Below are 23,799 nucleotides of genomic sequence, written 5' to 3' on the forward strand. Positions count from 1 at the left end.
GGTTCGGCTGAGCCGCCCCCGAGAGGTCCGCGATGGGGTCGTGCCAGCTGCGGCCGCGCACCGTGACCTAGTGCACTACCCGCCGGAGCTTCCCGCCGACCAGCTCGCCCAGCTGCGCACCTTCGTGCAGGACCCGGCATCCGGGCGGGTCGTCGGCAGCGCCGTCGCCGGACAGACCGACGCCATCAAGCTGGTCAACGGGTACGACACTGCGGTCCAAGCCGTCCGGTTAGGCCCGGCCGGGGCGGACCAGCCCGGTCTCGTACGCGATGACGACGAGCTGGGCGCGGTCGTGCGCGCCGAGCTTGGCCATTGTGCGGTTGACGTGGGTCTTCACGGTGTGCGGGCTGAGCGTGAGCCGGTCGGCGATCTCGTCGTTGGTCAGGCCGGTGGCGACCACGGCGAGGATCTCGCGTTCCCGGTCGGTCAGCGCGGCCAGCCGGGCGGTGTCCGGCGGGTCGGCCCGCTCGGGCCGGGCGAGGTAGCGGGCGATCAGGCTGCGTGTCGCGGCCGGGGTGAGCAGGGCTTCGCCCCGGTGCACGATCCGGACGGCGTCGAGCAGGTCGGCGGGGTCGGCGCTCTTGCCGAGGAAGCCGCTGGCGCCGCCACGAAGCGCGGCGAAGACGTACTCGTCGATCTCGAAGGTGGTCAGCACCAGCACGCGCACCGCGGCGAGGCGGGGGTCCGCGGTGATCCGGCGGGTGGTCTCCAGCCCGTCCATCCCGGGCATCCGGATGTCCATCAGCACGACGTCCACCGGCGTCGCGCGGACGAGGGCGAGCACGTCGTCGCCGTGGCCGGCCTCGCCGACGACGCACAGGTCGGGCGCGGAACCGATCAGGGTGGCGAAACCCGCGCGTAGCAACGGCTGGTCGTCAGCCACGACGACGCGGATCATCTGAGCACCGGAATCACGGCGGCGACCCGGAACCCGCCGTCCGGCCGTGGGCCGGCCAGCAACGTGCCGCCGAGCGCGGTGACCCGTTCCCGCATGCCGGTGATGCCGTGCCCGTCCCGGCCGGGCCGGACCGGGCCGTCGTTGTCGATGATGACGGTCACCGCCTCCGGGTCGTGGCGCAGCGACACGGTGACCGCCACCGGGCCTACGTGTTTACGGGCGTTGGTCAGAGCTTCCTGCACGATCCGGTACGCGGTGTGATCGCTCGCCCAGGGCAGACGCCCGCCGTCACCGCCGAGGTGGCAGGCGATGTCCAGCCCCGCGCCACGGAAGCGGTCGAGCAGATCGTCGAGCTCGTCCAGCCCGGCGGCGGGCTGCCGCGGCACCGGGTCGTCACCCGGCCCGCGCAGCAGCCCGACCGACTCGCGGAGTTCCTCGAGGGCGGCCTTGCTGCTCTGCCGGATGCCGGTCAGGGTCTGGCGCATGGCCGGATCGGCGCCGGTCGCGGTGTGCTGGGCGACCCCGGCCTGCACGGTGATCAGCGCGAGGTGGTGACCGACGCTGTCGTGCAGGTCCCGGGCGATCCGCAGCCGTTCCTCGGTGAGCCGGCGGCGCGTCTCGGTGCCCCGGTCTCGTTCGGCGTCGCGGGCCCGCCGCTCCACCTCGGCCAGGTAGAGCCGCCGGTGTCGGGCCGCCGTGCCGGCCGCGACCGCCAGCGCGCCGAGCGCGGCCAGGGCCAGATTCTCCGGGCCGAGGACCCGCGAGGGCACGCCGACCGTGTGGAACATCCCGACGCCCAGCACCAGCAGGATCCCGGCCAGCAGCGCCCACCGGCGCTCGGACAGCTCCGCCACGGTGTAGAGCGCGAACAGCGGCGCGGCCAGGATCAGCATGCCGTTCAGATTCTGGTACCACGCCAGATACACCTCGGCGGCCACCGTGCTGACCACCAGCGTGGCGTACGGCAGCCGCTGCCGCACCAGCAGGGCACCGCAGGCGATCGCGGCGGCGGCCAGGGCCGGCCCGTCGCGCAGATGGCCCGGCGCGGTCGTGGTCAGCAACGTCACCAGCAGCACGGTCATGGCCACGACCAGGTCGGCCAGGTGCGGCCGGTAGCGAGCGCGGTGGCGGAGTCGGCCGATGACGTTCACACCGAACACCGTATGGCCGGAGCGCGGGCCGCGGCGTACCGCGACCGCGGTATCTTCACGATGCCCCAGGCAGGTGACGACACCGGGCGGCCCGGCCCGCGAGGGTGAGCGTCATGACCGACATCGCGATACGCGACCTCACCAAACGATTCGGGCCGGTGACCGCCGTCGACCGGCTCACCGTCGACCTGACACCGGGCGTCACCGGCTTCCTCGGTCCCAACGGCGCCGGGAAGTCCACCACCCTGCGCATGATCCTCGGCCTGATCCGGCCGTCCGGCGGCACCGCGCTGATCGGCGGGCGCCACTACGCCGACCTCGACCATCCCCGCCGTACGGTCGGCGCCATGCTCGAAGCGTCCGGCGCGCACCCCGGCCGCACCGGTCGCCAGCACCTGCGCGTCGCCGCCCGCCTCGCCGACCTCCCTGACGCCCGGGTCGGCGTCGTCCTCGACCAGGTCGGCCTCAGCGCCGCCGCCGACCGGCGCGTCGGCGGCTATTCGCTGGGCATGCGGCAGCGCCTCGGCCTGGCCGCCGCGCTGCTGGGCGACCCACCCGTACTCGTCCTCGACGAACCCGCCAACGGCCTCGATCCCGCCGGCATGGCCTGGCTGCGCGGTCTGCTGCGCGACCTGGCCGCCCAGGGCCGCACCATCGTCGTCTCCAGCCACGTCCTGGCCGAGGTCGCCCAGACCGCCGACCGGGTCGTCATCGTCCACGACGGCACCGTCCGCTACGCCGGCCCGCTCACCGACCTGTCCGGACCCGCCGGCCTCGAGAGCGAATTCCTGCGCCTCACCACCGGGAGCACCCGATGACCGCGATCCTGGCCGCCGAATGGCTCCGGCTGCGCACCACCCGCGGTGCCTGGCTGCTGCTCGCCGCCGCACAGCTGATCATCGTGCTCGGCGTCAGCGGGCTGATGCTGCGTGGCGACAATCTCGCCGACCCGGTCGTCCAGCAGCAGGCCGTCGCCCATCTCGGCCTGGTGTCGCTGTTCACGCTGGTCCTCGGCATCACCGCGGTGGCCGGCGAGCACCGGCACCGCACCGTCTCCGACACCTACCTCGCAGTCCCCCGCCGTGCCCGCGTCGTGCTGGCCAAACTCGCCGTCTACACCGCGGCCGGCCTGGGGTTCGGCCTCGCCGCCGCGATCAGCGCGCTCAGCTCGACCGCGGTGTGGCTGACGGTGCGCGGTGAGACCATCCAGTTCGACAACACCGATCTCTGGCGTACGGTGGCCGGCGGCATCGCCTGGAACGCTGTCTTCGCCGCTCTCGGGCTCGGCGTCGGCGCCCTGATCACCAACCAGATCGGTGCCATCGCCACCGCCCTGGCCTGGCTCGCCCTCATCGAAGGACTCGTCGGACAGCTCATCGGCGACGCCCGGAAATGGCTGCCGTTCGCTCTCGGCTCCGCCCTCGACCGGCTGCCCACCGCCACCGACGGTCCGGCTCAGTGGGTGGCCGGGCTCGTTCTCCTGGGGTACGCGGCCGCGTTCACCGCCGCGGCCGTACTGACCACGACCCGCCGCGACGTCACATGATCAGCGGATCGGCCATCGGAAGCCGCGATCAGCGCGGGCGAGCACTCCCAAGGCCACCGCCACGCCGCCGCCATGGACGCCGAGGCCGGCGAACAGGCCCGCTTCGGCGCCGACCGGCGCTAGCGATCGGCGACGTGCTGCCGATGCTCGTGCGACAGCGCCACGTGGTGCCCGTCGCCGGCGTAGGTGTCCGGATCGACATGCACGGTCACCCCGGCCAGCCGCGGGATCCGGTGGGTCAGCTGATGTTCGGCGTCGGCGGCGATCCGGTGCGCCGACAGCAGACTCAGGCCGGCATCGACCACGATGGACGCCTCAGCGTGCATGCGGTGGCCGATCCAGCGCAGCTTCAGCCCCGAGACGTCGCGGACCTCCTCGAGCCCACGCAGTTCCCGCTCGGTCCGGTCGACGATCTCCGGGTCGACCCGGTCCATCAGCCGGTGATAGACCTCGCGCGCGGCATCCTTGAGGACGACCAGGATCGCGACCGTGATGGCCAGGCCGACCACCGGGTCCGCCCACGACCAGCCCAGCCACGCGCCACCGGCGGCCAGCACCACGGCCAGCGACGTGAACCCGTCGGTCCGCGCGTGCAGCCCGTCGGCCACCAGCGCCGCCGATCCGATCCGCCGTCCGACGGTGATCCGGTAGCGGGCCACCACTTCGTTGCCGACGAAGCCGATCACCCCGGCCGCCAGCACCCACGGGATGTGGGTCATCGGCTCCGGGTCGAGCAGCCTCGCCACCGCGGTCCACCCGGCCAGCACGGCCGAGCCGACGATCACCAGGACGATGACGACGCCGGCCAGGTCTTCGGCACGACCGAAACCATAGGTGTACGCCCGGGTCGCCGCCCGCCGCCCCAGCAGGAACGCGATTCCCAACGGCACCGCCGTCAACGCGTCCGCCACGTTGTGCAGCGTGTCCCCCAGCAGCGCGACAGACCCCGAGAACACCACGATCGCCGCCTGCGTCACCGCGGTGATTCCCAGCACCACCAGGGAGATCCACAACGCCCGCAGGCCCTCACGGGAGGATTCGAGCGCGGAGTCCACCTTGTCGGCGGAGTCGTGCGAGTGTGGCGTCACGGCGTGCCGGAGCCGGTGCCGCCATCCGTGCTCGTGGTCATGGTCGGTCATACCTTGACGGTAGCGGCGCGACCACCCGCGCGACAACGCTGTAAATGCCTCTGACGTGCAGTAACGCAAGTCTTCCATCTGCAGTGGTCAGTGCGGAAGCAGCGACAGCGCCAGCCCCGCGGTGACCAGCCCGCCGAACAGCACCGGCTCGGCCCGCCGCCACCGCCGGGGTTCGCCTCACGTCACCCAGCAGGTACAACAGATAAAGGCAGAGGAACTGGCCGAGCTCCACCCCGACGTTGAAGGCCACCAGCCGTCCGATCATGTCGCCCGGCGGAACCTCCACATCCTGAAAGCGGCATGCGACCGACACGACGCCTTCCCCGCAGCGCAGCTGCTGCTCGCCCGGATGCGCCGCCCGCACTGCCCTCTGCCTCACGACCGGCGGTCGCGAACGCCCCGCGAGGTGTGCTTATGCCCCCACTAAGGGGTGACACGGTCGCGGATGCCGTCGAGCACCGCCTCCGCCGCCCACGCGGCGGCGTCGGCGATGTCTCGCTGGTCCATACCGAACTCGCGGCGGAGCGTCACCCAGGTCCCGACGGAGTCGAGGTGTGACAGCGCCGCGATGACCGCCCTGCGCTGCGCCGCGTCGAGGGATGGCACCTCGGCATCCAGCAGCCGCTCGAGCTGCGCCCGGCCGGGCGACGGCGACGCGCCGCTCACGCCGCGCATCGCCGTCTCGGCGACGACGTGCGCGAGCTCCGGCCGCGCGTCGTAACGCTGCATCGCGTCACGGATCGCGAGGGGAATGTCGAAGATCGAATGCGACTCCTCGCGGGCGAACAGCGTCGCCTCGATCCACGCCGCGGTCGCCAGCAGCAGGTCGACGCGCGTGGGATAGTTGCGGAACACCGTGCGTTCGGCGATGCCGGCCCGGCGCGCGATGACCCGGTACGACACGTCGTCGCTGCCGACCTCCTCGATCAGTTCGGCGTAGGCGCCGAGGATCGCCGCTTGCGTGCCGCTCAGCGCCGGGACGGCCATCGACCCGGTCACGGCTTCGCCCAGGTCGCGTCGGGCAGCCTCGCGAGCACGGTGCTCACGGCGCGGTCGAACGCGTCGCATATCTCGCCGGCGTCCAGGTCGAAGCCCGTGCGCAGCCGCGCCCAGAACATCGCCGAGGAGAAGTAGCGCAGGGCTGCCGCGACCCGCCGCCGGTCCCGTCGGTTGAGCGTCGGCGCCGCCACGTCGAGCATCGCCTCGATCGCACGCGTGATGTAGGCCGGCTCGGCGTCGAGCGTCGGCGAGATCGCGGACGCCCGTGCGCCGACGTACGCGTACGCGGGCGACGCGTCGAAGGCCCGGAAACGCTCGTGCACGGCGGCGCAGAAGTCGGCCACGGTCACGAACGGCGGCAGCGGGAAGCAGGTCTGCTCGATCCAGTTCGAGAGGGCGGCGAGCAGGTGAGCGCGCGTGGGGTACTGGCGGTAGATCGTGCGCTCCGAGATGCCGACCTCATCGGCGAGGGCCCGATAGGAGATGTCGTCGAACGTACGCTCGCGCAGCAGCACCGCGGCGCTCGCGAGAATCGCGGTCGCGGTGTCGACCGGCTCCTCCATCATTTCTCCCTCTTTCGGGCGGCCGCTCAGTGCGGGGGCCCGGTGACTTCCGGCGGGAGCACGTAGCGATCGGAGTCGTCGAGCGCGAGCGCCAGCGACGAGACGTACTGGACCTCGCCGTGCGGTCCTCTCTCGGCCGAGGCCAGCATATCCGGCCGTTCGAAGGTGTACCCGGTGACGTGGCAGCGGAGTCGCTCGCCCGAGGGGTTGCCGTGTTCGTCGAACCGGGGGGACTCGATGCCGTCGGAGCGGCGGCGCAGGTAGTAGCGCCCCCGTGTGGCGAGGGCCGTGACCGGCGTGGCCACGATCGCGACGCCGATCGCGATGAGCACCGAGAACGGCTTGACGGCGGCGCCGAGCAGCCCGGCGAACGCGAGCAGCGACAGCACCGAGGCGAGCCCGACCGACACGAGCCCGACCGGATTCCAGTCGTGCAGCATGCCGCGGCGGAACTCGGGGAAACGCGGCGAGATGCGCAGCACCCACTTGTTGATCGCGATGTCGGTGGCGATCGTCACGAGCCACGCCATGACGACGTTCGCGTAGAGACTCAGCACGAAGGAGATGAGGGTGAAGACGTCCAGCATCATGAGCGCGTACGCGATCACGAGGTTGAACAGGACGAAGATCGTACGACCCGGGTAGTGCTTCGCCATCCGGGTGAAGACGTTCGACCACGCGAGCGAGCCCGAGTACGCGTTCGTCACGTTGATCTTCACCTGCGCGACCAGGATGAGCACCAGGGCGAGAACGATCGCGAGCCAGTCGGGGACGAGGGTCCGGTACATCTCGACGAACTGCCTGACCGGTTCGGCCGTCTGGTGTCCGAGAGCGGGATCGATCTTCACCAGGAGATAGACGGCGAGAAACACGCCGATCACCTGCTTGATGCCGCTGAAGACGACCCAGCCCGGGCCGGCGAACACGAACGACGTCCACCACGACCGAGCGTTCGACGGCGTGCGCGGCGGCATGGCACGGATGTAGTCGATCTGCTCCGCCAGCTGCGGGGTAAGTGCAAAGCACACGGCCGCACTCGAAACTGTTGCGCTGAGGCTGATCGAGCCGTCGGAGTTGCCGGTGAACGATGTGAAGGCGCGCACCGCCTCCGGGTCGGAGACGACGATCCACAGCAGTGGCAGCAGGGCGAGGGCGAGCCACAGCGGCGTGGTCCAGAACTGCAGGCGCTCCAGCGCACGCATGCCGTAGATGACGATCGGGATCACGACGACGGTCGAGATGAGATAGCCGAGCCACAGCGGCGTCCCCGTCGCCACCCGCAGGCCCTGCGCCATGATGGCGCCCTCCAGGGCGAAGAAGATGCAGGTGAAGCCGGCGAAGACAACGGTCGTGATGATCGAGCCGTAGTAGCCGAATCCCGAGCCGCGGGCGATGAGGTCGAGGTCGAGGTTGTAGCGGGCGGCGTAGTAGGCGACGGGCACGCCGACGATGAAGATGATGACCGACGCGAACACGATACCGAGCACGGCGTTTGAGGTGCCGTGATCGATGCCGATGCTCGCGCCGATCGAGAAGTCGGCGAGGAACGCGATGGACCCGAGGGCGGTCGCACCGACGGAGGCCGCGCTCCAGCGCCGGAACGTTCGCGGCACATAGCGGAAGGCGTAGTCCTCCAGGCTGTCCTCTGCGGCCGCGCGAGCGTTGTCCGTCGACACAGTGGCATCCCCTAAGGCACCTTGCGTTGGGGAATCGTCGCTGTCCGGTGTTACGAGGGCATTGCGGGCATGGGTCATGCCGGCTCAGATCACCATGGCGGCTCGCACGGTGGAGGTGGCGGCCTTGCCGCCCTCTCCGGTCTGTGTGACGAGGCCCGAGGCGAGCACGACGTAGTGGTCGGCGGCCTCCAGGGCGAAGCCGATGTGCTGCTCGACGAGCAACACGTTGATGCCCTCTTCGGCCAGCTGCATGATGGTGTGCTCGATCTCGGCGACGATCGTGGGCTGGATGCCCTCGGTCGGCTCGTCAAGTATCAGCAACTTCGGGACGGTGATGAGGGCGCGGGCGATCGCGAGTTGCTGCCGCTGCCCGCCCGAGAGCAGGCCCGCCTTCCGGGCGGCGAACTGCTCCAGCGCGGGGAAGCGAGCCATCTGCGCGTCGATGAGGGCCTTGCCGCCCCGGCGTCCGTCGGCGGCGAGTTGCAGATTCTCCAGCGTGGTGAGCTGGCCGAACGACTGCTGACCCTGCGGTACGTACGCCATGCCGCGGGCGACGCGCTGGTTGGGGGCGAGCGACGTGACGTCCTCGCCGTCGAACACCACGCGGCCCTTCGACGGCTTGATGAGGCCGATCGCGAGACGCAGCAGGGTCGTCTTGCCGGCCCCGTTGTGGCCGAGCACGGCCACAACGTTGCCGGACGGCACCGTCACGCCGTGCAGCACCCGCGTGCGCCCGTAGCCGGCCTCGATGTCGGTGAGCTCCAGCATGTCAGTCCTCCCTCGGCTTCTGCGTCACGCCAAGCGGTTCGGGTACGACCGACATGGCGGCTGTGGTGGCGGCGCCCGCGGTGCCGAGGTAGACCTCCTGCACGTGGGGATCGGCCTGAACCTCGGCCACCGTGCCCTGCGAGAGCACCTTGCCCTGGTGCAGCACTGTCACGCGCGTGGCAAAGCGGCGCATGAAGTCCATGTCGTGCTCGACCACGAGCACGATCCGCTTCGCCGCGATGCGCTGCAGAAGCTCGCCGGTCGCGGTGCGCTCGTCCTGGGTCATGCCGGCGACGGGCTCGTCGAGCAGCAGCACCTTCGCGTCCTGCACGAGCAACATCGCGATCTCCAGCCACTGCTTCTGGCCGTGCGACAGGATGCCGGCCGGCGTGGCGAGCTCGCCGCCGAGTCCGGTCTCCTCCAGCGCATGCTCGATCGACACGTCGGTGCCACGACGGGCCCTCAGCAGCGAGGCCGAGGAGCGATGAAGTCCGGCGGCGATGTCGAGGTTCTGGAGCACGGTGAGCTCCTCGAAGACGCTCGCCGTCTGGAAGGTGCGGCCGACGCCGAGGCGGACGACCTTGTGCACCTGCTTTCCGAGCAGCTCACTCTCGCCGAGCCTGGCCGACCCGGTGGCCGGGACCAGCCCGGTGATGGCGTCGATGCAGGTCGTCTTGCCGGCGCCGTTCGGGCCGATGAGGAACCGGACCTCGCCGCGGTGCGCGTCGAAGGAGACGCCGCCGACCGCGACGAAGCCCGAGAACTCGACATGGAGGTCCGTGACAACAAGCGAGGCGTCGGTCATGACCTCACCTCTTCGAGCTCTGCGGCGGCGATCGCCGGGGCGGGCTGCCGCTCAGGGCTCCGGCGCATTGCGGCGAACCTGGCCGGCAGCGACGACAGCCCGTTGGGCAGGAGGAGAATGACGACGATGAACAGCAGACCGAGGATGTAGACCCATCCTTCGGGCCAGGTCGAACCGAGGCTCGACTGCCCCCATCCGACCGCCATCGCGCCGAGCGCGGGGCCGAAGAGCGAGGCACGGCCGCCGAAGGCAACACCCGCGATCATGAGGATCGAGGCGGCGGCGCCGATCTCGGCCGGAGTGATGATGCCGACGATGGGCACGAACATCGCTCCCCCGATGCTTGCCATCAGCGCGGAGACGACGAAGGCGACGAGCTTCACGTTGGCCGGGTCATAGCCGAGGAAACGCACGCGCTCCTCGGCGTCCCGGGTCGCGACGAGAAGCTCACCGAAGCGGCTGCGGTAGAACTGCCACACCGCGAGCAGGCAGACGATGAGCAACGCGGCGGCGATGACGTACACCATGATCTTGTTTGCCGGGTCGTTCAGCACGAAGCCGAAGAAGTACTTGAAGTCGCTGAGCCCGGTGTCGCCGCCGGTCTCACGGATCGTGGAGCTGATCAGGGTGGCCAGCGCGACGGCGAGCGCCTGCGACAGGATCGCGAAGTACGCGCCCTTCACGCCGCGCTTGAACAGCGCGTAGCCGAGGATGCCGGCCAGGATCACCGGGAGCAGCACGATCGCCAGCAGGGTGAACACGTCGCTGCGAAACGGCTCCCAGAACACCGGGAGCGGCGCGAGCGGGTCGTAGAGCACCATGAAACCCGGGACCCGGTCGCCGGCGGTCTCCAGCGTGAGGTGCATGGCCATCGCGTAGGCGCCGACGGCGAAGAACACCCCCTGCCCCATCACGAGCATTCCGCCTCGGCCCCACGCCAGGCCGATGCCGACGGCGGCGATGGCCCAGCAGCAGTACTTGCCGAGGTTGCTGAGCCAGTGATCGGTGAGCACGAGGGGAGCGACCGCGAGGAGCAGCACGGCGAACACCCCGATGCCGCCGAGGGAAAGCCATGGTTTCAGCTTGGTCATACCAGACTCCTGGTTCGCACCGTGAACAGGCCCTGCGGGCGCAGCTGCAGGAAGACGATCACGAGGATGAAGGCGAGCACCTGCGCCAAGCTGCCGGTCGTCCAGTAGGCGAAGCACGAGAGGACGACGCCCACCGCCCACGCGGCGATGATGGTGCCCTTGAGCTGGCCGATGCCGCCGGCGGCGACGACGAGAAAGGCCGGGATGATGTACTGCGCGCCCATCTGGGAGTTCGTGCCGCCGATCAGCGACGCGGCCACGCCGGCGACCCCGGCCAGACCCGACCCGACGAAGAAGGTCAGGCGGTCAACGGTGCGTGTGGAGATCCCCGTCGTCTCGGCAAGGTCCCGGTTGTGCACGGTCGCCCGGATGCGGCGGCCGAACGAGGTGTACTTGAGCCAGGCCGCCAGCGCGGCAACGCAGACGGCCGCGAGCAGGATGGTGAACAGCTGCCGCAGCGGCCAGTTGTAGCCGAAGCTGTTCAGCTGCCCGTCGAGCCAGCCGGGCTTCTCCACCGGGACGCCCTGGGACGGGAAGATCTGCAGCGCCGCCTGCTGCAGGATCAGGCCGACACCGACGGTGACGAGCAGGGTGTCGAGGGGCCTGCGGTACATCCACCGGATGATGGTGACCTCGAGCAGGAGGCCGAACAGGCCGGCGACGACGAACGCGACCGGCAGCGCGACCGGGATCGACAGGTCGCTGGAGGCAATGACCTGCTGGACGAGGTAGGCGGTGAAGGCGCCGATCATGAGGAACTCGCCGTGGGCCATGTTGATCACGCCCATCTGGCCGAAGGTGAGTGACAGGCCCAGCGCGGCGAGCAGGAGCAGCGCACCTTGCGCGCTGCCGTTCAGCAGCTGTGGGATCAGTACGTCCACGTGCGTTCGCTCTCTGTAAAAGGGGCGGGCAGTGCGGGGTCGCATGCCACGGGCGACACGCGACCCCGCGTCCGTGTGGGGGTCGGGCGATCAGCCGGCCGCGCCCACGAGCTGCTTGCGGATGTCCGCCGGGAACCAGTCGTAGCCCTCGAGGTACGGGTCGGGCTCGATGAATGTGTCGGAGGCCCAGACGATGTCGAACTGGTTGTCGGCGTTGATCCGGCCGATGTGGCCCGGCTTGGAGATGTGGTGATTCTCGCCGTCGAGCGTGACCTTGCCCTCCGGTGCGTCGAACGTGATGGTGTTCTTCTTCGCGGCGGCGTTCACCGCGTTGACGTCGAACGAGCCGGCCGCCTCGACGAGTGCCTTGTACAGGTAGAGCGAGATGTATGCGGCCTCCATCGGGTCCGAGGTGACGCCGCTGCTCTTGGGGTAGGCCTTCCAGCTCTTGATGAACTTGGGGTTGGTGTCGGTCTTGAGCGACTGGAAGTAGTTCCAGGACGCGTAGTTGCCGGTGACCTCGTGGCCCATGGCCGGCGCCTCCTCCTCGGCGATCGACACCGAGATGATCGGCGTCGTCGCGGGGGTGAGGCCGGCGTCGTAGTACGCCTTGACGAAGCCGACGTTCGACGAGCCGTTGATGGTGTTGAAGACGAAATCGGGTTTGGCCGCCACGATCTTCGCCACCTGGCTGGTCCAGTCGTCCTTGTCGAGGGGCACGTACTCCTCACCGACGATCTGGATGCCGAGCTTGGCCGCGTAGAGCTTGATGATCGCGTTCGCGGTGCGGGGGAAGACGTAATCGCTGCCGGCGAGGAACAGCTTCTTCACCCCCTTGGAGGCGAGGAAGTCCATCGCCGGGATGATCTGCTGGTTGGTGGTCGCACCGGTGTAGTAGATGTTCGGCGACGACTCGAGACCCTCGTACTGCACCGGGTAGAAGAAGAGCCCGTTGAGCTTCTCGACGACCGGCTTCACGGCCTTGCGAGAGGACGACGTCCAGCCGCCGAAGATCGCGGCCACGCAGTCCTGGGTGAGCAGCTTCTCAGTCTTCTCCGCGAAGGTGGGCCAGTCGGTGGCGCCGTCTTCCTGGACGTACTCGATCTTCTTGCCGAGGATGCCGCCGCCGGTGTTGATCTCGTCGACGGCCATGTGCAGCACATTGGAGACGGTCTTCTCAGAGATCGCCATGCCGCCGGTGAGGGAGTTGAGGAAGCCGAGCTTAATGGTGCTGCCGGAGGAGTCGACGCAGCTGGCCGCCGCAGCCGACCCGCCGCCGGGCGTGTCGTCGCCGGCTCGGGCGCCACAGCCGGTGAGCACGAGGGCCATGGTCATCCCGATGGTGCCCGTGACCACGAGCGCGCGTAGCCGCTTGCTGGTGATGGACATATGTGAGAACTCCGTTCCGGGGAAGGGGTGTGACGCCGGGGTAGTGCGGATGCAGGTGTCCCGAGCTCCCGCCCCCTGCTGCCGGCAGGGGGTGCAACCAACTGACGAGGTGAGAGCAGATTGACTCAAAGTCATTGCTCTGACATTTCTCAGATGTTCCAACTCTGTAGCCGCCGGACCAGGCGAGGAGCATTTTCCCTGAAAGCTGGCGGCAATACATCGGCATGGCGACGTCAGAGTTCTGCCAACCTTCGTAGTGGCTCGATGAAGGTGGCATACTTCTGACATCGAGCAGATGCCCGGCGAGTGACCCCGGCCGTGCGGCCGGCCAACGCTCCAAACCGGATGGTTCGCAGCCGGCTGGTCACTCTTGGAGCTGGGCCTCTCCGTGGTGTCCGGACCGGAAAACCCGTGGGACGTCCCGACCAGGCACTTCGCCGGCCGACCACGGGCATCGCCGTTCGTCCCTGTTTGCGGTCCGTGGCCGTCCGTATCGTGATTCGTGTTCAGGTTCCGAGGTGGATGTGATCGGAATCTGTCGATGTCGCGCGCATCGGAAATCTGGCTGGCTCACCTTGGTCCGGGAGGCGACGTCGTGTTGCGTACGGTCACCGCTTTGGTAGTTTCCACGCTCCTTTCCTCCGTGATGTCTCCGGTGGATCCCAGTGCCCCTGGGCGCCCGGACGGCTCGCCCGAGCGGCGCGAACCGGCGCGGCTGGAGCCGAGGCGCGGTCCGGACCAACTGCCGTGGACGGCGTCGTCGGTGGCGCCGGTGGCCCGGCCGGTCGGTGAAAGGCCGGCGACGGTCGATTTCCCCGAGCCCGGTCGCTGGGAGGTGGACCTGCGGGCGGCAGGCCGGTCCGCCGCCGTGACCGGGGGCCGGGCGGGCCCGGTCGGGGTCACCGACGCCCGCGACGCGGGCGCGAAGGCCGCGGGTGGGCTGTTGCGGATCGAGATCCACGCCGAGGCCACGGCCGATCGGCTCGGGATGTCGGGCTTCGTCTTCACCGTGTCGGATCCCTCGACGGGTGGCAACGGCGTGATGGCCAAGGGGGCCGGGCCGGTCGATCTCGCGATCGACTACTCGGGGTTCGAGAACGCGTACGGCGGAGGCTACGCCGACCGCCTGCGGGTGGTGGCGTTACCGGACTGCGCGGTGCTCGACCCGGTGCCGCGGGGCTGCGACGTCCGGGGCGTCCCGTTGACGACGCGCAACAACCGTGACACGGACACGCTGACCGCCCGGCTCGACAACCTGGCGGCGCCGGCGACGACCACCCCGGTGCCGCCCGGCGGAAATGCATCGGTGCCGCCCGGCGGCGCCGGCCGGCAGGCGGGATCCGACGACCGGTCGGCGGTCTTCGCGGTGACGGCCGATGTCGCGGGCGAGACCGGCACGTACGGTGCGACGCCGTTGTCGGTCGTAGGTGAGTGGCAGGTGGCGCCCGGGTCCGGGGAGTTCAATTGGAGCTATCCCTTGTCGCTGCCCGCGCCACCCAGCGGCAGTGCGCCGCAGTTGGGGTTGAGCTACTCCTCGGGTTCGATCGACGGCCTGACCAACGCGACCAACCCGCAGGGCAGCCCGGTCGGTCTGGGATGGGGCGACATTGCCGGCGGGTTCATCGAGCGCCGGTACGAGCCGTGCATCAACGCCCAGCACGTACCGACGCGGGACCTGTGTTGGAAGGGCCAGAACGGAACGATCTCCCTCGCCGGCGTGAGCGGTGCGATGTTCCCGTTGGACGGTGCGGCGTCGCGGTGGGCGGTCCAGTACGACGAGGGCTGGCGGGTCGAGCGGTTGACCGGCGCCTCGGGCAACGGCGACAACGACGGGGAGTACTGGAAGGTGACCGCCGTCGACGGCACGCAGTACTTCTTCGGGCAGCGCATCGACGCGTCGTTGCTCGTGCCGGTGGTCGCCGACTCGCCGGGCGAGCCCTGCTACGCCACGTCGTCGTGCAAGCAGACCTGGCGCTGGATGCTGGACCGGGTGGTCGATCCGAACGGAAACACCGCAACGTACCGGTACGAAAAGTACGGCAACCGGTACCGGTCGGTCGAGGGGCTGGGTGTCGACGAGTCCTACAACCCGAGCGCCATCCTCACGAGCATCGAGTACGGCAGCCGGGGCGGCATCGCGGCGCCCGCGCGCATCGTGTTCGAACACGCGTACCGGTGTGCGGCGCTGGGCGACTCGTGCACCAGCGCGCCGAACAAGAACAACGGCGAATCGTTTCCGGACACGCCCAACGACCTGATCTGCTCCAGCGCCTGCACGACGTACTCGCCGACGTTCTTCAACCCCTGGCGCTACCTCTACGCGTACTCCGAGGTCCGGCTCGGCCAGACGTACAAGCCCGTCATGCGATGGAACCTGACGCACGGATGGGGTAAGGACAGCACCAACGCCTATCCCAAGCTGCTGGTGACGAACATCCAGGCGGTGGGGCTGGCCGACGCCGACGGGGACGGCGATCTCAGCCTGCTGCCCAGACCGGCGGTTGACCTCGTCTACGGCCGGTACGCCAACCGGGTCGACGCCGACCGGGCCGCCGGGCGGGACCCGATGGAGAACTGGCGGCTGACCCGCATCGTCAACGAGTTGCGGGGTGAGACGCGGGTCAGCTACGGCCACAGCCGGCCCTGCCCGGCCAACTACACCGCTCCGGCGGACCGGTGGGACCTGCACGCCATGGACTGCTTCCCGCAGTCGGTCAAGGAGGGCAACCCGCCGACCACGCGGCGGGGGGTGTTCCACAAGTACCTGGTGGGCTCGGTCACGGACATGCCCATGGATGGTGGTGCGAACATACGCACCGACTACACCTACGAGGACGCCCCGGCGTGGTCCTACGTGCTCGACGCCTGGACCGGGTACGACGCGACGTGGGCGTGGGCCAACTGGCGGGGCTACGCGACCGTGCTGACGGTCAAGGGCACCTCGAGGACGAGGACGCGGGTGTTCCGCGGGATGCACAAGGACAAGGTCCTGCGTCCGGTCGGCGGGGGCGGCTATGAACTCGACGAACGCGACGTTCCGATCAACGACCTGGACGGCAACAGCTTCTGGGACGAGCGCACGCTGGCCGGCCGGGTCCTGCAGCAGGAGAGGTTGAGTCCGCTGCCCGGTGCAGCCGAGGAACGGTCGCAGTCGACCTCGTACGGGTACGAGGTGCGGGTCACCCAGCCGGACCTTCCCGGCGGTGTCGCCGAGCATCGGTGGCCCCGGTGGGCGGGTGTGGTCAGCACAGTCGAGAAGGTGTACAGCGCACCCGGTCAGTTCCGGGAGCGCCGCGGCGAGACGACGTACACCGCGCGCCTCCAGCCGGCGACGAGCACCGAGCACGGCTGGGCCGACGTCGGCGGCGACGAACGCTGCACGGCGACCTCCTACGCCGAGAATCCGGCGGCCGGGATGTTCAACTATCCCGCGACGAACAAGGTCGTCGCGGGCACCGACTGCGCCGGCACGGACCCGGCGAAGGTCGTGTCGTACTCGGAGACGGCGTACGACGGCCTGGCGGTGGGTGCCGCACCGACGAGAGGCAACCCCACCCTCCAGCGCACCCGCATCAGCGGGACCAGGTTCGCCGAGACCCGGACCGGGTTCGACGACTGGGGCCGCCCCACCCAGGTCACCGATCCGAACGGCGGCATCACGCGGACCGTCTACAAGGCGTGCCGCAACACCGACTGCACCGTGCAGGAGTTGGGCCTGATCCCCAACCGGATCGAGGTGACCAACGCGCTGGGCCACACGACCGTCACCGACTACCTCCAGCAGTACGGCGTCCCGACCAAGATCACCGACCCGAACGGCACCGTGACGCGGTACGGCTACGACGGGCTCGGCCGTATGGAGACCGTGTCGCTGCCGGACGCGCCGTTGGCGTTCGCCGAGCCGTCGTTCCGCTACAGCTATGACATGCCGAACCGTTCGGTGCGCACACGTCAGCTGGTCTCCGCGGCCCGGACCGGCGCCGACGTGCGGTTCATCGACACGTGGACGGTCTACGACGGCCTCGGCCGCGAACGGCAGGCCCAGTCCCAGTCGCCCGCCGCCGGGAAGGTGCTGGTCGGTGAGACCACCTACGACGGACGCGGCCTGACGCTCGCGGAGACGGCGCCCCAGGCCGTGACCGGGACTCCCGGCACCCTGCTGACGGTGGCCGCCTGGGCCAACCGCACCCAATACGGCTACGACGTCCTGGGCCGCAAGACCACCGAGGACCGGTACCGGTCCACCGACCTCGTCCACACCACGACCACCGGATACGCGGTCGACACGGTCACCGTCACCGGTCCGGAGGGCAACCGCGTGCGGCAGACCGTCGACGGGCTCGGACGCACAGTCGGGGTCGCCGAACACGACGGCACCGGGTGGGTCTCCACGAGCTACGCCTACGACCTCGCCGACCGGCCGACCCGGGTGACGGACCCGGCCGGAAACGTCGTCACCTACACCTACGACCTCGCCGGCCGGCGTGTCGGCCAGGCCGATCCCGACCGAGGCGCCGCTACGTTCACCTATGACGACGCCGGCAACCAGACGGCCGGCACCGACGGGAACGGCACCACCGTCTCGACTGTCTACGACCCGCTCAACCGGGCCCGCGAGCGCTGGATCGGCGCGCCGTCGACCGGCACCAGGACGGCGTCGTGGTTCTTCGACGCTCCGGGGCAACTCGGGCTGTTCGACAAGGAGGTCCGCCACACCGCGACCGGCGACTGGGTCTCCGACGTGACCGGCTACGACGTGAAGAACCGCGTCACGTCGAGGACGTTGACCGTTCCGGCGGGCATTCCGGGGCTGTCCGGCACCTACCCGCTGGCCCAGACCTACAACCGCGCCGACCAGGTCGTGACCACGACCCTTCCGGCCGTCGGCGGCCTTCCGGCCGAGACCGTGACCGCGACGTACGACAGCCTGGGCCTGCCCAGCACGATGACCAGCGGCCTGGAGGCCTATGTCCGGGGCGAGGTCTACGACGACCGCGGACGCCTGACGCAGTCCACCCGCGGCCCCGACCAGCCCGGCACCACCCACCTGGTGTTGCGCGCCTACAGCTACAACGCCGACCAGCAACGCGACGGCATCGCGACCTACGTCCGCACCGCCCAGGCGGGCTGGAACCACAGCCTCGTCAGCGCCGACCGGCTCAGCTACGACAAGGCCGGACGGCTGGCCGAGCGCGAGGTCTGGCAGGGCGACGTCGCCGCGGCGTCCTGGAGCGAGTGCTACCGGTACGACGCACGCCAGCGGCTCGTCGCCGCCCACACCATTGCCGGCGCCGCCGTGTCGGGATCGGCCGACTGTGCCACGGCCACGCCCGGCGGCGGCTCGCGGCCCTACGTCCACCAGTACGCGTACACCGTCGACGGGCGGTTCGACACACGTACCGAGGACGGCACGCAGACCCGGTACGAGTATCCCGTGGCCGGCCGGCCACGGGCGCACGCGCCGACGTCCGTCGGCGGCGACACCTACGGGTGGAACGACACGGGCAACCTGGTCTCCCGCGGCACCGGCGCCACCGCCGAGACATTCACGTGGGACGCCGAGCAGCGCCTGACGTCGGTCGAACACGCCGGGCAGACCACGAGCTTCGTCTACGATCCCGCCGGACAGCGCCTCCTGCGGCGCACGGCCGGGGAAGCGACGCTGTACTGGGCCGGCCACGAGATCACCGCCAACGCCGACGGCACGCGGGTGACGGCGGTGCGCCCGTACGGGCTCAACGGAGAGACGATCGCGACCCGCTCGCCGGCGGGGGTGCAATACCTCGCCGCCAACGAAGCCGGATCGGTCGAGGCCGCCGTCACCGCTCCCGGACAGCCGGCCACGGCGCAGCGCGAGTACGGGCCCTACGGCGCGGTCCGGCACGAGACCGGCACGTTCCAGACCGATCGCGGCTTCCTCGGCCAGGTCGAGGACGCCTCGACGGACCTCTCCTATCTCAACGCCCGCTACTACGACGCCGCCGCCGGAATCTTCATCTCACCCGACCCGCTCTACGACACCAGCGAACCCAAGACGCTCAATCCCTATGCGTACGGCCTGGGCAACCCGACCACGCTCAGCGACCCGTCCGGCCTCTCCCCCCTCGACACCTCCGTTCTCGAGGGTCAGGTCAACTCTCTGGTCAGCGCCAACACCCGGCTCGTCAACGAGGTCAAGCGTCTCGGCGGCATCATCGGTGACCTTCAGAACGTCATCCTGGAGAACCAGAACGCGATCAAGCAACTGCTGACGTACATCGGCTCATTGGAAAGCTTCATCCGCCAGCAGCAGAGCATCATCGACCAGCTCGAGGTCCGGGTCGCGTCCCTGACCCGCCAGGTCAACTACTGGCGCAATCAGGCCAACTACTGGCGTGGGCAGGCCATGTACTGGCGCGGCCAGGCGATGTACTGGAAGGGCCAGGCCACGTACTGGCGCGGCAAGGCCGTGTACTACCGCGGGGTCATCGACAAGCTGGTGCGGCACGCCTTCCAGCCCGGGTACGCCGACAAGGTTCTCGGTGGCATCGACGCGGGGAAGGGCGTGCGCTCCTGGGCCGGGTCGAACGTGGTCGAGCTGCTGGGCTACGTCGACGGTCAGAACGGCGTGATCGACGGCCTGATCAAGGACAAGCTGAAGCTGAGCGGCCAGGTCTCCAACCTGAAGGCCGGCAACGAAGCGGCCATGGAACTGGCGATCGGCCAGGCCAGCCGGATCGACGAACTCGAATGGGAAATAGAATACGGGTACCTGAAGAACGGCAAGACCTACTTCTGCGCCATGGCCGGCGGCAGCATCCCCTACGACCACGATCCGGTCGCATCCACCCTCGGCAGGCTCAACCAGGTCTCGCCCACCTCGTGGATTAGCTCACTCACGTGCCAGTTCTTGCTGAGAGAGTGACGGTGTAGGCCGCGACCGGATCGGCAGGTCATGAGTATGAAGCAGCGGGAGACGTTCGCCGATCGATTCGCGCTGCTCTACGCCGAGGCGGGCAACCCACCGCTCAAGCGGGTGACGGCGTCGGTCGCCGGCGCCGGGCGGACCGACGAGCGGGGCCAGGGCGTGCGGGTGTCGGCGCAGCGGGTCAGCGACTGGAGAAGCGGCCGGAACGTTCCCGCCCGGTTCACCGTTCTGGCCACGGTGCTGCACTTCCTGATCGGGCAGGCCCGCGAGCGGCGGGCCCGCCCGGTCGTCACCGGCCTTTACGACCTCGATGCGTGGCGCACACTGTGGACGGAGGCCCTGGCGAGCCCGGCCGGCGACACCTCGCCCGGCGAGCCGTCCGGTGACGACGACGCGGGCCTGTGCCCGTACCAGGGGCTTGCCGCGTACGGCACCGACGACGCCGGACGCTTCTTCGGCCGGGAGCGGGCCACGCGGGATCTCGTGGCCCGGCTGGGCGACGCCCTGACGACCGGCGGGATCGTGGCGCTGGTCGGAGCGTCCGGCTCGGGAAAGTCCTCCCTGCTGCGCGCCGGACTCGTCCCCGCGCTGGCCCGTGGGACGCTGCCGGCCGACGGATCGGCGAACTGGCCGGCCGTGCTGCTGGTCCCGGGTACGGATCCGGTGAAGGCTCTCGCCGGTCAGATCCCGGACCTGTCGCGAGCCCTCGACGAGACGATCGACACGCCGGGAGAGAAGTTCGCCGCCGGCGTACGCGCGGCGTGTGCGGCGTACGCCGAGCGGCTCGCCGGGCCAGGAGCGCGCCTGGTGCTCGTCGCCGACCAGTTCGAGGAGGCGTTCACCCTCTGCCGCGACGACGCCCGCCGGTCGACGTTCATCCGCGCTCTGCACGCGGCGTGCACTCCCCCGGGTCCGGGCGTATCGGCGCCCGCCGTGGTGGTCCTGGGCCTGCGAGCCGACTTCTACGCCCGCTGCCTGGAGTACGCCGAGCTGGCCGGCGCGCTGCAGGACCGCCAGATGGTGCTCGGTCCGATGACCTCGGCCGAGCTGCGGGACGCGATCACCTGCCCGGCGAAGGCGGTGGGCGTGCGCCCGGAGGCCGGACTCGTGGAGGTGCTGCTACGAGATCTCGGCGGCGGGGACGCCTACGAGCCGGGCGCCCTGCCGCTGCTGTCACACACGCTGCTCGCCCTGTGGCAACGCCGGCAGGCGGGCCGGCTCACCGTAGCCGGATACCGGGCGACCGGAGGCATCCAGGGCGCCGTGGCGGCGACCGGCGAGCGGGCCTGGGAACAGCTCGGCCCGGACGCGCAGGCGGCCGCGCGCCGGCTGCTCCTGCGTCTCGTCCGGGTCGGCGAGGACACGCGCGACACGCGCCGGCGGACCTCGTCGGCGGACCTGGCCAAACCCGCCGACGGGGCCGTTGCGGAAGCACTGGAGGTACTGGCCCGGGAACGCCTGATCACCCTCGACGACGGGTGTGTCGAGATCAGCCACGAGGCGCTGCTGCGCGCCTGGCCACGGCTGCGGCGGTGGATCGACCAGGACCGCGCCGGAAGCCTGGCCCGCCAACGCCTGGAGGAAGACGCCGCGGCCTGGCGGCGGACGGGCCGGGACCCCTCACAGCTCTACCGCGGCGCACGCCTCGAGGCCGCGCGGTACCAGGTCACCCCGGCGACACAAGACGAGCTGACCATCGCGGCCCGCGACTTCCTCGCCGCGTCCACCCGCCAGAGGCGCCGGGCGACGTGGGCCCGGCGCTGCGCCGCGACCGCGCTGGCGGTCGCCACGATCGCCGCCGTGGCCGCCGCGGTGCTCGCGGTCCGGCAACGCGACGAGGCGGTGTTCCGGCAGGTCCTTTCCGAGGCGGACCGGCTGCAGGCGACCGACCAGTCCCTGTCGGCCCAGCTGAACCTGGTCGCGCACCGGCTGCGCCGAGACGACCGGGACGTATACGCGCGGCTGATCTCCTCGACGAACACGCCCCTCGCCACGCCGCTGCCCGGGCACTCCGGAGCCGTGTACCTGACCTCGTTCAGCCCCGACGGGCGGGTTCTGGCCACCGCGAGCTACGACAACACCGTCCGCCTCTGGGATCTGCGCGACCCGACCCGCCCGGCGCCGCTCGGCAAACCCTTGACCGGCCACACCAGCTGGGTCACGTCGGCCGTCTTCAGCCCGGACGGGCGCGTTCTGGCCACGGCCGGGAACGACCGGACCATCCGTCTGTGGAACGTCGACGACCCGGCGAACCCGTCACCCGTCGGCGCGCCGTTCGGCGGAGCCGGCGGCACCGTCTACTCGGTGGCGTTCAGCCCCGACGGGCAGACCCTGGCCACCGCCAACGAGAACCACACCGTCGGATGGTGGGACCTGCGCGACCCGGCCCGCCCGGTGCCACGGGCCACTCCGCTGGCCGGACACACCGCGGCCGTACGGTCGGTGGCGTTCAGCCCCGGCGGACGGCTGCTGGCCACCGCGGGAGACGACCGCACCGTCCGGCTGTGGAACGTCACCGACCTACGCCGTCCCACAGCCGTGGGCCGACCGCTCACCGGCCACGGCGAGCTCATCCACACGACGGCGTTCAGCCCCGACGGCCGCATCCTCGCCACCGGCAGCAAGGACAAGACCATCCGTCTGTGGGACGTCACCGCACCGGCCCGTCCGGTGCCGCTGGGCGCACCGCTCATCGGGCATACCGGACCGGTATGGTCGGTCGCCTTCAGCCCGGACGGGCGCGTGCTCGCCTCGGGAAGCGTCGACAGCACGACCCAGCTCTGGAACCTGGCCGACCCATCCGCCGTCACCCAGCTCGGCCCACCCCTGACGGCGAACACCGGCATCGTGTTCGCCGTGGCGTTCAGCCCCGACGGGCGCACAGTCGCCACCGGCAGCGCCGACGGTGTCACCCGCATCTGGTCGCTTCCCCCCGGCATCCTCGCCGGTCACCGGGCCAGCGTCGTCCGGGTGGCCACCGACCCGACCGGAGACACCCTCGCCTCCGCGAGCGACGACCAGACCGTCCGCCTGTGGGGCATTGCCGACCCGGGCCGCCCGGTGACCCTGGGCCGGCCCCTCACCGAACACCGCGGCATGGTGTTCGCCGCGGCGTTCAGCCCGGACGGACACACCCTCGCCACGACAAGCAACGACGGGACCGTCCGCCTGTGGAACGTCACCGACCGGGCCGACCCCGTTCCGTTCCGGCAGCCGATCACCACCCGGAACCGGTACACCGCGCCGGTGGCTTTCAGCCCCGACGGGCACACCCTCGCCACGACCGGTGACGACCAGACAGTCCAGCTGTGGAACATCGACAACCCCGACCGCCCGACCGCCCTCGGCACCCTCCTCCCCCGCCACGCCGGCTACGTCAACTCCGTCGCGTTCAGCCCGGACGGACGGTTGCTGGTCACCGCGAGCAGCGACAAGACCGTCCGCCTGTGGGACGTCCGCGACCCGGCCGACCCCGTGCCGTTCGCGAACACGCTGTCCAGTCACCACGGCCCGGTCACCCAGGCCGTGTTCGCGCCCGGCACCCGGAGACTCGCGACCGCGAGCGACGACCGAACCGTCCGCCTGTGGGACCTGAGCGACCCGAACCGGCCGACCGCGCTCGGCCGCCCCCTCACCGGCCACACGGAGCCCATCAACGCGATCGCGTTCAGCCCGGACGGGCGGCTGCTGGTCACCGCGAGCAGCGACAAGACCGTCCGCCTGTGGAACGTCCGCGACCCGGCTGACCCCCGCGCCGCGGGAGAGATCGCGACCGGACACCGCGCAGGCATCCTCTCCCTGGTGTTCGCCGGCGGCGGCTACACCCTGGCCACGGCAAGCACCGACAACACCGTCCGCCTGTGGAACCTGGACGCCGAGGCCGCCATCACCCGGATCTGCGCGAGGACGCGCAACGTTGTGACGCCGGAGGTGTGGCACCGGTACATCCCACAACTTCCCTACGACCCACCCTGCCGCTGACCACG

16 protein-coding genes are annotated in these 23,799 nt (G+C 70.3%); 4 read left to right on the top strand and 12 right to left on the bottom strand.

Annotated elements, in window-relative coordinates; translation table 11 throughout:
* Positions 1-229 precede the first annotated feature (229 nt).
* Both AB0O15_RS32360 and AB0O15_RS32365 read right to left on the bottom strand, forming a co-directional pair.
* Complete coding sequence (locus AB0O15_RS32360) at positions 230-898, bottom strand: response regulator transcription factor (protein ID WP_364326330.1); 669 nt, start codon at positions 896-898, stop codon at positions 230-232.
* A complete protein-coding gene (locus AB0O15_RS32365; protein WP_364326333.1) occupies positions 895-2,049 on the bottom strand; it encodes a histidine kinase in 1,155 nt (384 codons plus the stop codon). Before AB0O15_RS32365 ends, AB0O15_RS32360 begins: the two co-directional genes overlap by 4 nt.
* Positions 2,050-2,162: 113 nt before the next feature.
* Here AB0O15_RS32365 and AB0O15_RS32370 point away from each other — a divergent pair, with 113 nt between their 5' ends.
* Positions 2,163-2,867 (top strand): ATP-binding cassette domain-containing protein, encoded by a 705-nt coding sequence (locus AB0O15_RS32370; protein WP_364326336.1) that lies wholly within the window; start codon positions 2,163-2,165, stop codon positions 2,865-2,867.
* Complete coding sequence (locus AB0O15_RS32375) at positions 2,864-3,595, top strand: hypothetical protein (RefSeq protein ID WP_364326339.1); 732 nt, start codon at positions 2,864-2,866, stop codon at positions 3,593-3,595. Before AB0O15_RS32370 ends, AB0O15_RS32375 begins: the two co-directional genes overlap by 4 nt.
* A gap of 119 nt (positions 3,596-3,714) precedes the next feature.
* Here the strand turns inward: AB0O15_RS32375 and AB0O15_RS32380 are convergent, their stop codons facing one another.
* The 10 genes from AB0O15_RS32380 to urtA form a co-directional block, all read right to left on the bottom strand.
* A complete protein-coding gene (locus tag AB0O15_RS32380) occupies positions 3,715-4,734 on the bottom strand; it encodes a cation diffusion facilitator family transporter (RefSeq protein ID WP_364326342.1) in 1,020 nt (339 codons plus the stop codon).
* Complete coding sequence (locus tag AB0O15_RS32385; RefSeq protein ID WP_364326345.1) at positions 4,721-5,113, bottom strand: HupE/UreJ family protein; 393 nt, start codon at positions 5,111-5,113, stop codon at positions 4,721-4,723. Before AB0O15_RS32385 ends, AB0O15_RS32380 begins: the two co-directional genes overlap by 14 nt.
* Before the next feature lie 44 nt (positions 5,114-5,157).
* Positions 5,158-5,721 carry a TetR/AcrR family transcriptional regulator gene (locus AB0O15_RS32390; RefSeq protein ID WP_364326347.1) on the bottom strand — a complete coding sequence of 188 codons (564 nt, stop codon included), beginning with the start codon at positions 5,719-5,721 and terminating at the stop codon, positions 5,158-5,160.
* An 8-nt stretch (positions 5,722-5,729) separates the two neighbouring features.
* Positions 5,730-6,299 (bottom strand): TetR/AcrR family transcriptional regulator, encoded by a 570-nt coding sequence (locus AB0O15_RS32395; protein ID WP_364326350.1) that lies wholly within the window; start codon positions 6,297-6,299, stop codon positions 5,730-5,732.
* A gap of 23 nt (positions 6,300-6,322) precedes the next feature.
* The gene (locus AB0O15_RS32400) at positions 6,323-8,050 is read right to left on the bottom strand and encodes a hypothetical protein (RefSeq protein ID WP_364326353.1); all 1,728 of its coding nucleotides are present in this window, start codon (positions 8,048-8,050) and stop codon (positions 6,323-6,325) included.
* Between the two features lie 6 nt (positions 8,051-8,056).
* A complete protein-coding gene (locus AB0O15_RS32405) occupies positions 8,057-8,740 on the bottom strand; it encodes an ATP-binding cassette domain-containing protein (protein ID WP_364326356.1) in 684 nt (227 codons plus the stop codon).
* 1 nt (position 8,741) lies between these two features.
* Positions 8,742-9,545: an urea ABC transporter ATP-binding protein UrtD gene (gene urtD, locus AB0O15_RS32410; protein ID WP_364326359.1), complete on the bottom strand. Its 804-nt coding sequence runs from the start codon at positions 9,543-9,545 to the stop codon at positions 8,742-8,744.
* Positions 9,542-10,636, bottom strand: coding sequence for an urea ABC transporter permease subunit UrtC (gene urtC / locus AB0O15_RS32415; protein ID WP_364326675.1), 1,095 nt, complete (start codon positions 10,634-10,636; stop codon positions 9,542-9,544). Before urtC ends, urtD begins: the two co-directional genes overlap by 4 nt.
* A complete protein-coding gene (urtB, locus tag AB0O15_RS32420; protein ID WP_364326362.1) occupies positions 10,633-11,517 on the bottom strand; it encodes an urea ABC transporter permease subunit UrtB in 885 nt (294 codons plus the stop codon). Before urtB ends, urtC begins: the two co-directional genes overlap by 4 nt.
* 90 nt (positions 11,518-11,607) lie before the next feature.
* On the bottom strand, positions 11,608-12,906 hold the full coding sequence (gene urtA, locus AB0O15_RS32425) for an urea ABC transporter substrate-binding protein (RefSeq protein WP_364326364.1): 1,299 nt from the start codon (positions 12,904-12,906) through the stop codon (positions 11,608-11,610).
* A 655-nt stretch (positions 12,907-13,561) separates the two neighbouring features.
* Between urtA and AB0O15_RS32430 the strand changes: the two genes are divergently transcribed.
* Positions 13,562-19,810, top strand: coding sequence for an RHS repeat-associated core domain-containing protein (locus tag AB0O15_RS32430; protein ID WP_364326367.1), 6,249 nt, complete (start codon positions 13,562-13,564; stop codon positions 19,808-19,810).
* Positions 19,811-19,840: 30 nt separating this feature from the next.
* On the top strand, positions 19,841-23,794 hold the full coding sequence (locus AB0O15_RS32435; RefSeq protein ID WP_364326369.1) for an AAA family ATPase: 3,954 nt from the start codon (positions 19,841-19,843) through the stop codon (positions 23,792-23,794).
* Positions 23,795-23,799: the final 5 nt, after the last annotated feature.

Source organism: Actinoplanes sp. NPDC089786 (assembly GCF_040684855.1).
In the GTDB taxonomy this organism is placed as follows: domain Bacteria; phylum Actinomycetota; class Actinomycetes; order Mycobacteriales; family Micromonosporaceae; genus Actinoplanes.